This is a genomic window from Agrococcus sp. SCSIO52902, assembly GCF_022983135.1.
GTDB lineage: Bacteria > Actinomycetota > Actinomycetes > Actinomycetales > Microbacteriaceae > Agrococcus > Agrococcus sediminis.
This window is the reverse complement of record NZ_CP095269.1, coordinates 843,697-855,949: the sequence shown is the minus strand read 5'-3', so window position 1 is coordinate 855,949 and position 12,253 is coordinate 843,697. Positions and strand designations below refer to the sequence as shown.

Below are 12,253 nucleotides of genomic sequence, written 5' to 3'. Positions count from 1 at the left end.
GCCAGCGACGCTGGCGACCCAAGGGCAGGAGTGAACATGCGCGGCAGGATGCTTCTCGTGATCGGCTTCGGTGCGGGCTACGTGCTCGGTGCGAAGGCCGGGCGTCAGCGGTACGAGCAGATCGCCAGCGCGGCCGACAAGGTGTGGAACTCGCCGTCGGTCGCGAAGCAGCGGCACGAGGTGCAGCACTTCGTCGAGACCAAGGGCCCCAAGCTCGTCGAGTCGGCGAAGGAGTCCGCGAGCGACGCGATGGACAAGGTCGGCAAGGTCGGCAAGCGCCGCCACTCGCGTGACCTCGACATCCCGAAGGACGTCTGATGGCGTTCGGAGGGCCGAGCCGCAAGTCGCTCGGCGAGCTCGTCGCCGAGACGCCGAAGCTGATCGTCGACCTCGCGAAGGCCGAGATCGCGCACCTGAAGGCCGAGATCGGCGCGAAGACGAAGGGCCTCGGCGTCGGCGCCGGGCTGCTCGCGGGCGCCGGCTTCTTCGCGATCTTCCTCTTCGGGTGGCTGCTCATCGCCGCGTTCGAGGGCCTCAACGAGGCGCTCGACCCGTGGCTGTCGGCGCTCATCGTCTCGGCGTTCCTGCTCGTGGTGGTGCTGATCCTCGCGCTCGCCGGGCTCTCGCTCATCAAGAAGAACAAGGACTTCAACAACCTCGAGGCCGTCGACAGCATCAAGGACGACGTCAACATGGTGAAGGGCGTCGGTCACGCCGCCGAGGGCACCGACCCGCTCGACGACCTGCCGACCGCGAACGGAGACCTGCGATGACCGAGCAGCGCGACATCGATCGCCAGCGCGAGGAGGTGCGCCGCCACCTCGACGAGCTCGAGAGCCGCCTCAACCCGAAGAAGGTCGCCAACCGACTCATCGGCAAGGCGCAGGACTCCTACAACGACGACCCGACGCCGTGGATGGCCGCCGCCGCCGGCGTGGCCGTGCTCGTCGTGGGCGGCATCGCGCTCGCGATCTTCGGCCGCAGGTAGCGGCCTACGCCGCGAGCGTCGCGCCGAGCAGCTCGCGCCGGTCGACCTGCAGCGTGCTGAGGTCGACGCGCACCGCGGTCTCGGGCGCCATGCGGTTCCAGCCGTCGCCCGTGAGGCCGCTCGAGGTCACGGCGATCGAGCCGTCCTCCGAGCGCCGCCACGACAGCTGGTAGTAGTGGTCGACGTGCCCGGCCGGCAGGTCGTCGCCGAGCCCCGACTCCTCGAACAGCTCGTGGGGGATGGGCGCGCCCTCGTTGGCGTGCACGGCGATGAGCTCGTCGGGCGAGAGCACCAGCAGGTTGAGCGCCGAGGTCGGGAACTCCCCGCGCAGCTCGGAGACGGTCGCGGTCACCGCGTCGAAGAGCGGCTCGCCCGCCTCGTGCCGGCGCAGGATGAGGGCGAAGACGACCGCGGTGTCGGTCTCGCCGCCCACCCGGGCGAGCTCGGCATCCGTCACCTTCTCGCGCAGCTGCGCGTAGGGCGTGACCGAGCCGTTGTGGGCGAGCACGATGTCGCCGACGCGGAACGGGTGCGTGTTCTGCACGCGCGTCGCGAAGCCCTCGGTCGCGAGGCGCAGGTGCGTCAGGCGCGCGCGGGACGGGGTGTCGCCGAGCGCGTCGGTGAGGTCGGGGTTGTCGAGGCCGCGCGCGGCGTCGCGGTAGCGGCGCACCTCGTCGCCGTCGAGCCAGGCCGTGCCCCACCCGTCGGTGTGCAGGCGCCCGAGCCGCTGCCACTCGTGGCAGCTCGCGTCGCCGATGACCTCGCGCGTCGTGACAGGGGTGGGGGAGGCGTGTGCGAGCAGTCGGCACATGTGAGCATCCCCTTTCCGTTCCGTCCATCCTCTCGCATCAGGGCCGCAGATGGCGGATGCGTCGTCACAGTCGGTAACAGCGCGTCTCGCGCCGCTGTTCCACACCCGTCGCGGTGGGCGCGGCGCGCGGGTGCGGCTCGCCGCTAGCCTCGCGCAGGTGCGGGAGGATGGTGGGATGACCGTCGAGCTGACCCCGGAGCAGCTGGCGATCCATGAGCGCATCGAGCGGGGCGACGGGCACCTGTTCATCACGGGCCGCGCGGGCACGGGCAAGTCGACGCTGCTGCGCCACCTGATCGAGCACTCCTCGAAGCAGGTCGTGGTGTGCGCGCCGACGGGCGTCGCTGCGCTCAACGTCGGCGGGCAGACGATCCACTCGCTGCTGAAGCTGCCGCTCGGGGTGATCGCCGACGCACCGCTGCGGCAGAGCGCCGAGCTGAAGCGGCTGCTCGGCAAGCTCGACGTGCTCGTGATCGACGAGATCTCGATGGTGAACGCCGACCTCATGGACGCGATCGACCGCTCGCTGCGCCAGGCGCGCGGCGTGCGCTCCGTGCCGTTCGGCGGCGTGCAGGTGGTGATGTTCGGCGACCCGTACCAGCTGGCGCCGGTGCCGGGCGACGCCGAGGAGCGCGCCTACTTCGCCGACCACTACGAGTCGATGTGGTTCTTCGACGCGCGGGTCTGGCGCGAGGAGTGCGACCTGCAGGTGGTCGAGCTCGTGCACATCCACCGCCAGACCGACCTGGAGTTCAAGCAGGCGCTCAACGCGGTGCGCCACGGCACCGTGACGGCCGAGATCGCGCAGCTGCTGAACGACGCGGGCGCGCGCACCCCGCCCGGCGACGACGTGCTGACGCTCGCGACCCGCAACGACACCGTCAACCGCATCAACGCGCGCGAGCTCGCGCGGCTCCCGGGCCGGCCCAAGACGGCGACCGCCGAGATCACCGGCGACTTCGGCGGGCGGCAGTACCCGGCCGACGCCGAGCTCGAGCTCAAGCTCGGCGCGCAGGTGATGTTCCTGCGCAACGACGCCGAGCAGCGCTGGGTCAACGGCTCGCTCGGCCGCGTGGTCGACATCGGCGGCACGGTCTGGGTCGAGGTCGACGGCGAGCAGCACGAGGTCGAGCCGGCCGTGTGGGAGCAGTACCGCTACTCCTACTCGCCGACGACGAAGGAGATCAAGCGGGATGTCGTGGCCGAGTTCACGCAGTTCCCGCTGCGGCTCGCGTGGGCGGTGACGATCCACAAGTCGCAGGGCAAGACCTTCGACCGGGCGGTCGTCGACCTCGGGCAGCGGGCGTTCGCGCCCGGCCAGACCTACGTGGCGCTCTCGCGGCTGACCTCGCTCGACGGCCTCTACCTCTCCCGGCCGCTGCAGCCGCGCGACATCATCGTCGACCAGCGCGTGCGCCGCTTCATCCACGAGGTGCGGGAGCGGGATGCGGCGCGCGCGTCGGGCGCGGATCTGCGCGACGCGCCCGGCGCGAGTGCCCCGCCGGCCGAGACGGCCGCGCAGGAGGACCGGCGCGATCGCATCGAGGTGCTCTTCGCGCCGGATGCGCCGACGCCCTTCTAGCCCTCGTCAGTCGGTGTCGCTCGCGGCGGCCGACTCGGAGCGCGGGCGGGCGCGGCCGCCCGAGCCGGCATCGCCCGCGCCGGCATCGCCTGCGCCGGCACCGCCGGAGCCGGCATCGCCGCTCGCTGCCGCGCTGCCGTGCTCGAGCACGGGCAGGTCGGCGAGCGCGCGCAGGAAGCGGGTGGCGGCCTGGCGCTCCTCGCTCGACATCTCGGCGGCGATCGCGAAGCGGCGGGCGTGGTCGCGCCCGACCGACGCGGTCGCCGATCGGCTCGACTCCGGGGTGACCACGATCGAGAGCGCGCGCCGGTCGGTCGGGTGCGGCTCGCGGCGGATGTGGCCGGCGCGCTCGAGCCGGTCGAGCATCTTCGTCACCGACGGGCCCGTGATGCCGAGGTGCTCGGCGATCATCGTCGAGGTGACGATGGTGCCGTCGCGCGTGACGGCCATGATGTAGCGGATGGCGCGCATGTCGTTCTCGCCGAGCTTCATGTGGCGCCTGCTGGCCTCGGTGTGCTCCTCCGACGCGCTGTGCCAGCGGCGCAGCGCGTGGAAGAGCTCGACGATCTCGTCGACGTCGGCATCGGTCAGCCCGAACTCGCCGACGAGCGCTGCGGAGGCGTCGTAGCGTCGCGGATCGAGCAGCGCGCGCCCGTCGGGGCCGTCGATCGGCGGTTGCAGCATGAGGGGATTCTATTGCAAAAACTCATAGTTGCACAGGCTCACTATTTGCTACGCTCGAGCCATGACCTCACACGCGCAGCAGCCTGAGGAGCTGGTGGTGCTCCTCGACGACGCCGGGAGGCCGATCGGCTCCGCGCCGAAGTCCGAGGTGCACACCGACGCGACGCCTCGCCACCTCGCCTTCTCGTGCCACCTGCTCGACGCCGACGGGCGGATGCTCGTGACGCGTCGGGCGCTCGGCAAGATCGCGTGGCCGGGCGTGTGGACGAACAGCTGCTGCGGCCACCCCGCACCCGGGGAGCCGCTCGAGGCCGCCGTGCAGCGCCGCCTGCAGCACGAGCTCGGCACGACCGCCGAGGGGCTCGAGCTCGTGCTGCCCGACTTCTCCTACCGGGCCGTCGACGCGAGCGGCATCGTCGAGCACGAGCTGTGCCCCGTCTTCGTCGGCCGCATCGCCGGCCCGCTGCAGCCCGACCCCACCGAGGTCGCCGAGTGGCAGTGGGTCGAGCCCGACCGGCTGCTGACCGCCATCCGCGCCACCCCGTGGGCGTTCAGCCCGTGGCTCGTGCTGCAGGCCGAGCAGCTGCCCGCGCTGGCGGGTGCCTCGTGACCGCCATCGACGCCCCCACGCTGCTCGACGAGGTCGAGCAGCGGCTCGCGCGGCTCGCCGCGCCGACCGGGCCGCACCCCGTGCAGGCCGCCGCCGCCGGCGCCGTCGGCGGCGGCAAGCTGCTGCGCCCCCGCCTCGTGCTCGTGGCTGCGGGGGAGGGCGCCGACCGCGAGGCCGTCGTCGTGACCGCGGCGGCGATCGAGCTGCTGCACGCGGCCCTCCTCGTCCACGACGACGTGATCGACGACGACGACGAGCGCCGCGGCCAGCCGTCGGTCTCCCGCCGCGCCGCCGTCACCGCGGCAGAGGCCGGCCTGTCGCCCGCCGCTGCGCAGCGGCTCGGCCTCACCACGGCGATCGTCGCCGGCGACGCGCTCCTCGTGCGCGCGCTCGCCGCGCTCGCCCGCCTCGACGTGCCCACGGCCGTGCGCGTGCGGCTCGTCGACATCGTCGAGCGGGCGATGATCCGCGCGGCCGAGGGCGAGCACGACGACGTGCTGCTGGCCGGCTCGACCCCCGACGACGAGACGATCGACCGCATCCTGCGCGGCAAGACCGCCGACTACTCGTTCCGCGCGCCGCTCGAGCTGGGCGCGGTGCTCGGCGGCCGCGACGAGGCCGCGATCGAGGCGCTCGGCGAGATCGGGCTCCGGATGGGCGTGGTCTACCAGCTGCGCGACGACGTGCTGGGCGTCTTCGGCGACGAGGCGACGACCGGCAAGAGCGTGCTGAGCGACATCCGCGCCGGCACGCCCACGATGCTGTCGGCGCTCGCGAGCCGCGAGCCCCAGTGGGCGTCGGTCTCGCGCCACTACGGCGACCCCGACGCCGACGAGGGCGCCGCCGCGCGCATCCGCTCCGTCATGCGCGGCAGCGGCGCGCTCGGCGAGGTCGAGCGCCGCATCGCCGAGGGCGCCGACGAGGTGCGCGCGATGCTCGCCGAGGCGCCCATCGAGCAGCGGCTGCGCGACGAGCTGCAGCTCATCCTCGAGCGCTGCGCGGAGCGCCGCCGATGACCGGGCTCGACCTCTACACCGCCACCGCGCGGCGGGCGAGCGCCACCGTGATCGAGGCGTACTCCACGTCGTTCGGCATGGCGAGCCGGCTGCTGCCGCCGCAGATGCGCGGCGACATCCAGACCGTCTACGCGCTCGTGCGGGTCGCCGACGAGATCGTCGACGGGCCGGGCGCCGAGTCGGGCCTCGACACCGCCGCGTGCCGCGACGTGCTCGACGAGCTCGAGCGCGAGGTCGAGCGGGCGATGCAGACCGGCTTCAGCGCCGACCTCGTCGTGCACGCCTTCGCCGAGACCGCGCGCCGAGTCGGCATCAGCGCCGACCAGACGCAGCCGTTCTTCGCCGCCATGCGCCGCGACCTCGACCCCGTCGCCTTCGCCGACGAGCGCGAGCTGCGCAGCTACGTCTACGGCTCCGCCGAGGTCGTCGGCATCATGTGCGTGCGCTGCTTCCTCGGCGGCCGTCGCCTGCCCGACGCCGAGGCGCGCCGCGTGGCGCGCGGAGCCCGCGCGCTCGGCAGCGCCTTCCAGGTCGTCAACTTCCTGCGCGACCTCGGGGCGGACGCCGACGCGCTCGGCCGCGCCTACCTGCCCGGGCTCGACCCGGCGCATCCGACCGACGAGGCCGTCGCGCGCGTGCTCGACCGGCTCGAGGGCGAGCTGCGCCTCGCCCGAGCCACGATCCCGAGCCTGCCCCGCGAGGCGCGCCCGGCCGTGCTCGCGGCGCACGACCTCTTCGCCGCCCTCGCGCGGCGCATCCGCGCCACCCCCGCCGCCGAGCTGCGCTCGCGCCGCATCAGCGTGCCGCGCGCCGAGAAGGCTGCGATCATCGCGCGCGCCGCCGTCGGCGCCGGGCTCTCGCGCAGCATGCCCGCGCGCGAGCGCGCCGCCCGCCCGGAGCTGGCCCGATGAGCCGCATCGTCGTCATCGGCGGCGGCATCGCCGGCATCGCGAGCGCGGGCCTGCTCGCGCGCGACGGCCACGCGGTCACGCTCGTCGAGCAGGGGCCGGCCCTCGGCGGCCGCGCCGGCACGTGGCGCTCGAAGGGCTTCCTGTTCGACACCGGGCCGTCGTGGATGCTCATGCGCGAGCCGTACGAGCACGCGTTCCGGCTGCTCGGCTCGAGCCTCGAGGCCGAGCTCGACCTCGTGCGCCTCGACCCCGCCTACCGGGTGCTCTTCGAGGGCGAGGACGAGCAGCTCGAGGTCTCGGGCGACCTCGAGACGACGATCGCGCGCTTCGAGGCGGTCGAGCCCGGCGCCGGCCAGGCGCTGCGGCGCCACCTCGCCTCGGCGACCGAGACGGCCGAGCTCGCCACCGCGGGCCTGCTCTCCAACCGCTTCGACTCGCCCAGCGCCTTCGCGGGGCTCGGGCTCGCGCGCCGGCTGCCCACGCTCACGCGGCTGCTCATCGAGTCGCTCGAGTCGCGCATCGCGCGCGGCTTCCGCGACCGCCGCCTGCAGCAGACGCTCGGCTACCCGGCCGTCTTCCTCGGCACCGAGCCCCGGTCGGCGCCGTCGATGTACCACCTGATGAGCCACTTCGACCTCGTCGAGGGCGTCTGGTACCCGCAGGGCGGGTTCACGGCGGTGGTGGATGCGCTCGCGCGCCTCGCGCGCGAGTCCGGGGTCGAGGTGCGCACCGGCACCCGCGTCGAGCGCATCCTCGTCGACGGGGGCGCGGCCCACGGCGTCGAGCTCGCCGGCGGCGAGCGCATCGAGGCCGACCTCGTCGTCTCCGCCGCCGACGGCCACGCGACCGACACCCGGCTGCTCGCGCACGTGCCCGGCATCGCCGAGCGCGCCCGCCGCCGCTGGGCGAAGCGCGTCGCGGGCCCCTCGGCGGTGCTCGTCATGCTCGGCGTCGAGGGCGAGCTGCCCGAGCTCGCGCACCACTCGCTGCTGTTCACGCGCGACTGGGAGGACGGCTTCGGCCGGATCTTCGGCGCTCCCGCGGCCGACCCCGCCGACGGCGTCACCGACCCGGCATCGCTCTACGTCAGCCGCACCTCCGCGACCGACCCGTCGGTGGCGCCCGCCGGGCACGAGGCGCTCTTCGTGCTCGTGCCGGTGCCGGCCGACACGCGCCTCGGCGCGGGCGGCGTCGACGGCGCGGGCGACGCCGCGGTCGAGGCGATCGCCGACCGCGCCATCGCCCAGATCGCCGACTGGGCCGGCATCGACCGGCTCGCCGAGCGCGTCGTCACGCGCCGCACCATCGGCCCGGCCGACTTCTCGCGCGACTTCGACTCGTGGCAGGGCACCGCGCTCGGGCCGGCGCACACGCTGCGGCAGAGCGCCTTCTTCCGCGGCTCCACCAAGCATCCGGGCGTCGACCGGCTGCTGCTCGCGGGCGCGACCACGGTGCCCGGCATCGGCGTCCCGATGTGCCTCATCTCGGCCGAGCTCGTCGTCAAGCACGTGCGCGGCGACCGCTCCACCGGCCCGCTGCGGCCGCTCGGAGCCGCGGCGCAGACCCCGGCGGAGGCGGAGCCGGCATGAGCCTCGCCTACCTCGCGGGGCTGCTGCTGGCCACCCTCGGCGTCGGCGCCATCGACGCCCGGTGGCGGCTGGCCCTCTTCCGCGACCCGTTGCGCGCGCTCGGCGCCGTCGGCGCGACCGCCGCGGTGCTGCTCATCATCGACCTCGCGGGCATCGCCACCGGCAACTTCCGGCTCGGCGCCTCACCGTGGATGACGGGCCTCGAGGTGCTGCCGCACCTGCCGATCGAGGAGCTCGGCTTCATCGTCTTCCTCGCCTACGTCTCGCTCGTCGCGCTCGCGGGCGCCGAGCGCATCCTCGACCGCCGTGCGGAGGCCGCGGCATGAGCTACGCGATGCTCCTCACGCCGCTGCTCGTGGCCGCCGCGATCGCCGCGATCGTCGCGTTCCGCCGCGACCGGCGCGGCTGGGCGGCGCTCGCGATCGCGTCCGTCGTCGTCATGGCGCTCACCGTCGTGTTCGACTCGCTCATGATCGCCGCCGACCTGTTCCGCTTCGACGACGCGCTGCTGCTGGGGGTGCGCCTGGGGCTCGCGCCGATCGAGGATCTCGGCTACGCGCTCATCGCGCTGCTGCTCGTGGCGGCGCTGTGGCGGCTGCTGCCCGCGCGCGGCCGCGGCGTCGCCACGAGCCCGAGCGCGGAGGCGGCGGATGCGTGAGGTCGTGATCGGCGAGCCGAGCCTCGCCCGCCGGCTGCTCCTCGCGTCGCGCCCGGTCAGCTGGATCAACACGGCGTTCCCGTTCGCCGCGGCGATGCTGCTCACGACCGGCCAGGTCGACGCGCGCCTCGTCATCGGCACGCTCTTCTTCCTCGTGCCCTACAACCTCGCGATGTACGGCATCAACGACGTCTTCGACTACGCATCCGACGCCCAGAACCCGCGCAAGGGCGGCGTCGAGGGCGCGCTCCTGCCGCCGTCGACGCACCGCGCGACCCTGCTGTGGTCGGTGGGGCTGCTCGTGCCGTTCGTCGTCGCGCTCGTCGCGCTCGGCGGCCCGGCCTCGTGGGCCGTGCTCGCCGTGAGCCTGTTCGCGGTCGTCGCCTACTCGGCGCGCGGGCTGCGCTTCAAGGAGGTGCCGGTGCTCGACTCGATCACCTCGAGCACCCACTTCGTGAGCCCCGCCGTCTACGGCCTCGTGCTCGCGGGCGCCGACTGGACCCCGCAGCTGTGGGCGATCCTCGTGGCGTTCTTCTGCTGGGGCATGGCGAGCCACGCCTTCGGGGCCGTGCAGGACGTCGTGCCCGACCGCGAGGGCGGCATCGCGTCGATCGCGACGGTGCTCGGCGCGCGCGCGACCGTGCGCCTCGCGATCGGCCTGTGGGCCGCCGCCGGCGCGCTCATGCTGCTCGCGCCCTGGCCCGCCTCGGCCGCCGCCCTCGTCGCCGTGCCGTACATCGCGCTCGCCGCGCCCTTCTGGAGCATCACCGACGAGGGCAGCGCCGCCGCCAACCGCGGCTGGCGCCGCTTCCTCTGGGTCAACTACGCGTGCGGCTTCCTCGTGACGATGGTGTGCATCGCGTGGGCGATGGGCGTGCGATGAGCCGCCGCATCCTCGTCACGGGCGCCACCGGCTACGTCGGCGGCCGGCTCGCCCCGCGCCTCGTCGAGGCCGGGCACCGGGTGCGGGCGCTCGCGCGCGACCCCGGGCGGCTGCGGGACGCCGCGTGGGCGGGCGACGTCGAGATCGTGCAGGGCGACCTCGAGGTGCTCGCCGACGTGCGGCGGGCGGTCGAGGGCGTCGACGTGGTCTTCCACCTCGTGCACGCCATGAGCGCCGGCGGCGACTGGGCGCAGGCCGAGCTCGTGCAGGCGCAGCACGTCGCCGCCGCGGCGAAGGCGGCGGGCGTGCAGCGCATCGTCTACCTCGCCGGCCTGCACCCGCAAGGGCAGCGGCTCTCGAAGCACCTCGCCTCCCGCGTCGCCGTCGGCGAGACGCTGCTGGCCTCCGGCGTGCCGACGATCGTGCTCGAGGCGGGCATCGTGATCGGCTCCGGCTCCGCCTCGTTCGAGATGATCCGGCACCTCACCGAGGTGCTGCCCTACATGCCGGCGCCCCGCTGGGTGCGCAACTTCGTGCAGCCGATCGCGATCCGCGACGTGCTGCACTACCTCGTCGCCGCGGCCGAGGTGCCCGGCGACGTGCACGGCGCGTTCGACATCGGCGGGCCCGACGTGCTGCGCTACGGCCAGGTGATGAACGGCTACGCGGTCGAGGCGGGCCTGCCGCAGCGGCCGATCGCGCCGCTGCCCGTGCTGACGCCGTGGCTCGCCTCGCAGTGGGTCAACCTCGTGACGCCGGTGCCGCGCGCGATCGCGATGCCGCTCATCGGCTCGCTCCTGCACGACTGCGTCGTCGAGGAGCACCGCATCGATCGCGTCATCCCGCCGCCCGAGGGCGGCCTCACCGGCTACCGCGGCGCGGTGCGACTCGCGCTCGCCCGCGAGCGCTCGGGCGACATCGAGTCGAGCTGGCGCTCGGCGTCGTCGGCGGGCGCCCCCTCCGACCCGCTGCCGAGCGACCCGAAGTGGTCGGGGTCGACGGTGATGGAGGACGCGCGCGAGCGGGTCACGAGCGCCTCGCCCGAGGCGGTGTGGCGCGTGGTCGAGTCGATCGGCGGCGACCGCGGCTGGTACTCGGTGCCGCTGCTGTGGAGCATCCGCGGGCTCGCCGACCGGCTCGTCGGCGGCGTCGGGCTGCGTCGCGGCCGCCGCGACCCGGTGCGCCTGCGCGCCGGCGACGTCGTCGACTTCTGGCGCGTCGAGCGCATCGACCACGGCCGGCTGCTGCGGCTGCGGGCCGAGATGCGCGTGCCGGGGCGCGCCTGGATCGAGTTCACCGTCGAGCCCGCGCAGCTCGAGTCGGGCGGGAGCGGCGCGCGCTACCGGCAGCGCGCCATCTTCCTGCCGAGCGGGCTGGGCGGCCGGCTCTACTGGTGGTCGCTCGTGCCCGCCCACCACGTGATCTTCGAGGTGATGGCCAACCGCATCGTCGCGGCGGCGGAGGCGGAGGCCCGGTGAGGCTCTGGTCGCTCCATCCCGGGCTCCTCGACCGGCAGGGCCTCATCGCGTGCTGGCGCGAGGCGCTGCTCGCGCAGGCGGTGCTCGCCGGCCGCACGAGCGGCTACACGCGCCACCCGCAGCTGCAGCGCTTCCAGGAGCAGGCCGACCCCGTCGCGAGCGTCGGCGCGTACCTCTCGGGCATCGCCGCGGTCGCCGAGGTGCGCGGCTACCGCTTCGACCGCTCCCGCATCGACGCCCCCGGCCCCGCGCAGCGCATGACCGTCTCCGACGGCCAGCTCGCGTTCGAGTGGCGGCACCTGCGGGCGAAGATCGCCGCCCGCAGCCCCGAGCGCCTGCGGCTCGCGCGGCACCCGGTGCCGCATCCGCTCTTCGAGGTCGAGCGCGGCCCCGTCGCCGAGTGGGAGCGGCCCTAGGGCTCGAGCCCGGCGTCGGCCTCGAGCGGCGGGTGCTCCATCACGGGCAGGTCGGCGAGCGCGCTGAGGAACCTCGTCGCGGCACGGCGCTCGTCGCTCGACATCGTCGCGGCGATCTCGAAGCGGCGCGTGTGGTCGCGCCCGACCGTCGCGGTCGCCGTCGCGCGCGTCGCGTCGGTGACGCGCACCGACAGCGCGCGGCGGTCGGTCGGGTGCGGCTCGCGCCGCACGTGCCCGGCGCGCTCGAGCCGGTCGAGCATCTTCGTCACCGACGGCCCCGAGATGCCCAGGTGCTGCGCGATCATCGTCGACGTGACCGGCCGGCCCTCGCGCGCGACGGCCATCATGAAGCGGATCGCGCGCATGTCGTTCTCGCCGAGCTTCATGTAGCGGCGGCTCGCCTCGCTATGGGCCTCCGAGGTGCGGTGCCACCGCCGCAGCGCCTGGAAGAGGTCGACGATCTCCTCGACCTCGCGGTCGCTCAGGCCGCGCTCGCCGACGAGGCGGGCGGATGCGTCGAGTCGCCTCGGGTCGATGAGCGCCCGTGCGTCGGCGTCCGCGGCCCGCTGTCCCATGCGGCAATGCTACCCGCGCGGCTCATAGTTGCCTTGGCTCAGCATCCGCCGC

General features: G+C 74.3%; 16 protein-coding genes. 13 read left to right on the top strand and 3 right to left on the bottom strand.

Annotated elements, in window-relative coordinates:
• The first annotated feature begins 36 nt into the window (after positions 1–36).
• The 3 genes from MU522_RS04290 to MU522_RS04280 are packed head-to-tail and all read left to right on the top strand — an operon-like array spanning position 37 to position 988.
• Positions 37–318: a hypothetical protein gene (locus MU522_RS04290; RefSeq protein WP_128189881.1), complete on the top strand. Its 282-nt coding sequence runs from the start codon at positions 37–39 to the stop codon at positions 316–318.
• Complete coding sequence (locus MU522_RS04285) at positions 318–773, top strand: phage holin family protein (protein ID WP_146354721.1); 456 nt, start codon at positions 318–320, stop codon at positions 771–773. The genes MU522_RS04290 and MU522_RS04285 overlap by 1 nt, the downstream gene beginning before the upstream one ends.
• Positions 770–988, top strand: a complete 219-nt coding sequence (locus MU522_RS04280; protein WP_128189879.1) for a DUF3618 domain-containing protein — start codon at positions 770–772, stop codon at positions 986–988. Before MU522_RS04285 ends, MU522_RS04280 begins: the two co-directional genes overlap by 4 nt.
• A 4-nt stretch (positions 989–992) precedes the next feature.
• Here MU522_RS04280 and MU522_RS04275 read toward each other — a convergent pair whose 3' ends face one another.
• Positions 993–1,799 (bottom strand): class II glutamine amidotransferase, encoded by an 807-nt coding sequence (locus tag MU522_RS04275; RefSeq protein WP_192575800.1) that lies wholly within the window; start codon positions 1,797–1,799, stop codon positions 993–995.
• A gap of 175 nt (positions 1,800–1,974) precedes the next feature.
• Here MU522_RS04275 and MU522_RS04270 point away from each other — a divergent pair, with 175 nt between their 5' ends.
• On the top strand, positions 1,975–3,381 hold the full coding sequence (locus tag MU522_RS04270; protein ID WP_246992732.1) for a DEAD/DEAH box helicase: 1,407 nt from the start codon (positions 1,975–1,977) through the stop codon (positions 3,379–3,381).
• 6 nt (positions 3,382–3,387) lie between these two features.
• Here MU522_RS04270 and MU522_RS04265 read toward each other — a convergent pair whose 3' ends face one another.
• Positions 3,388–4,065, bottom strand: coding sequence for a MarR family transcriptional regulator (locus MU522_RS04265; protein ID WP_246992730.1), 678 nt, complete (start codon positions 4,063–4,065; stop codon positions 3,388–3,390).
• A 61-nt stretch (positions 4,066–4,126) separates the two neighbouring features.
• On the opposite strand from MU522_RS04265, the gene idi reads away from it, so the two are divergent.
• From idi to MU522_RS04220, 9 genes are read left to right on the top strand one after another with little or no spacing between them, the layout of a single operon-like run.
• A complete protein-coding gene (gene idi, locus MU522_RS04260) occupies positions 4,127–4,675 on the top strand; it encodes an isopentenyl-diphosphate Delta-isomerase (RefSeq protein ID WP_246992728.1) in 549 nt (182 codons plus the stop codon).
• Entirely contained in the window at positions 4,672–5,691 is a 1,020-nt protein-coding gene (locus MU522_RS04255) for a polyprenyl synthetase family protein (RefSeq protein WP_246992726.1), read from the top strand. Before idi ends, MU522_RS04255 begins: the two co-directional genes overlap by 4 nt.
• A complete protein-coding gene (locus MU522_RS04250) occupies positions 5,688–6,602 on the top strand; it encodes a squalene/phytoene synthase family protein (protein WP_192575802.1) in 915 nt (304 codons plus the stop codon). Before MU522_RS04255 ends, MU522_RS04250 begins: the two co-directional genes overlap by 4 nt.
• Entirely contained in the window at positions 6,599–8,191 is a 1,593-nt protein-coding gene (gene crtI, locus MU522_RS04245) for a phytoene desaturase family protein (protein ID WP_246992724.1), read from the top strand. The genes MU522_RS04250 and crtI overlap by 4 nt, the downstream gene beginning before the upstream one ends.
• The gene (locus tag MU522_RS04240) at positions 8,188–8,517 is read left to right on the top strand and encodes a lycopene cyclase domain-containing protein (protein WP_246992722.1); all 330 of its coding nucleotides are present in this window, start codon (positions 8,188–8,190) and stop codon (positions 8,515–8,517) included. The genes crtI and MU522_RS04240 overlap by 4 nt, the downstream gene beginning before the upstream one ends.
• Positions 8,514–8,849 (top strand): lycopene cyclase domain-containing protein, encoded by a 336-nt coding sequence (locus MU522_RS04235; RefSeq protein WP_246992720.1) that lies wholly within the window; start codon positions 8,514–8,516, stop codon positions 8,847–8,849. Before MU522_RS04240 ends, MU522_RS04235 begins: the two co-directional genes overlap by 4 nt.
• Positions 8,842–9,732, top strand: coding sequence for a prenyltransferase (locus MU522_RS04230; protein WP_246992718.1), 891 nt, complete (start codon positions 8,842–8,844; stop codon positions 9,730–9,732). Before MU522_RS04235 ends, MU522_RS04230 begins: the two co-directional genes overlap by 8 nt.
• Positions 9,729–11,210, top strand: coding sequence for an SDR family oxidoreductase (locus MU522_RS04225; protein ID WP_246992716.1), 1,482 nt, complete (start codon positions 9,729–9,731; stop codon positions 11,208–11,210). The genes MU522_RS04230 and MU522_RS04225 overlap by 4 nt, the downstream gene beginning before the upstream one ends.
• Positions 11,207–11,626 carry a pyrimidine dimer DNA glycosylase/endonuclease V gene (locus tag MU522_RS04220; protein ID WP_246992714.1) on the top strand — a complete coding sequence of 140 codons (420 nt, stop codon included), beginning with the start codon at positions 11,207–11,209 and terminating at the stop codon, positions 11,624–11,626. The genes MU522_RS04225 and MU522_RS04220 overlap by 4 nt, the downstream gene beginning before the upstream one ends.
• Here the strand turns inward: MU522_RS04220 and MU522_RS04215 are convergent.
• Positions 11,623–12,201 (bottom strand): MarR family transcriptional regulator, encoded by a 579-nt coding sequence (locus MU522_RS04215; protein ID WP_246992711.1) that lies wholly within the window; start codon positions 12,199–12,201, stop codon positions 11,623–11,625. The genes MU522_RS04220 and MU522_RS04215 overlap by 4 nt on opposite strands.
• Between the last annotated feature and the right edge of the window lie 52 nt (positions 12,202–12,253).

Coding starts and splice junctions, on each gene's coding strand:
- MU522_RS04290 (WP_128189881.1), top strand. CDS start 37: ATGCGCGGCAGGATGCTTCTCGTGATCGGCTTCGGTGCGGGCTACGTG.
- MU522_RS04285 (WP_146354721.1), top strand. CDS start 318: ATGGCGTTCGGAGGGCCGAGCCGCAAGTCGCTCGGCGAGCTCGTCGCC.
- MU522_RS04280 (WP_128189879.1), top strand. CDS start 770: ATGACCGAGCAGCGCGACATCGATCGCCAGCGCGAGGAGGTGCGCCGC.
- MU522_RS04275 (WP_192575800.1), bottom strand. CDS start 1,799: ATGTGCCGACTGCTCGCACACGCCTCCCCCACCCCTGTCACGACGCGC.
- MU522_RS04270 (WP_246992732.1), top strand. CDS start 1,975: ATGACCGTCGAGCTGACCCCGGAGCAGCTGGCGATCCATGAGCGCATC.
- MU522_RS04265 (WP_246992730.1), bottom strand. CDS start 4,065: ATGCTGCAACCGCCGATCGACGGCCCCGACGGGCGCGCGCTGCTCGAT.
- idi (WP_246992728.1), top strand. CDS start 4,127: ATGACCTCACACGCGCAGCAGCCTGAGGAGCTGGTGGTGCTCCTCGAC.
- MU522_RS04250 (WP_192575802.1), top strand. CDS start 5,688: ATGACCGGGCTCGACCTCTACACCGCCACCGCGCGGCGGGCGAGCGCC.
- crtI (WP_246992724.1), top strand. CDS start 6,599: ATGAGCCGCATCGTCGTCATCGGCGGCGGCATCGCCGGCATCGCGAGC.
- MU522_RS04240 (WP_246992722.1), top strand. CDS start 8,188: ATGAGCCTCGCCTACCTCGCGGGGCTGCTGCTGGCCACCCTCGGCGTC.
- MU522_RS04235 (WP_246992720.1), top strand. CDS start 8,514: ATGAGCTACGCGATGCTCCTCACGCCGCTGCTCGTGGCCGCCGCGATC.
- MU522_RS04230 (WP_246992718.1), top strand. CDS start 8,842: ATGCGTGAGGTCGTGATCGGCGAGCCGAGCCTCGCCCGCCGGCTGCTC.
- MU522_RS04225 (WP_246992716.1), top strand. CDS start 9,729: ATGAGCCGCCGCATCCTCGTCACGGGCGCCACCGGCTACGTCGGCGGC.
- MU522_RS04215 (WP_246992711.1), bottom strand. CDS start 12,201: ATGGGACAGCGGGCCGCGGACGCCGACGCACGGGCGCTCATCGACCCG.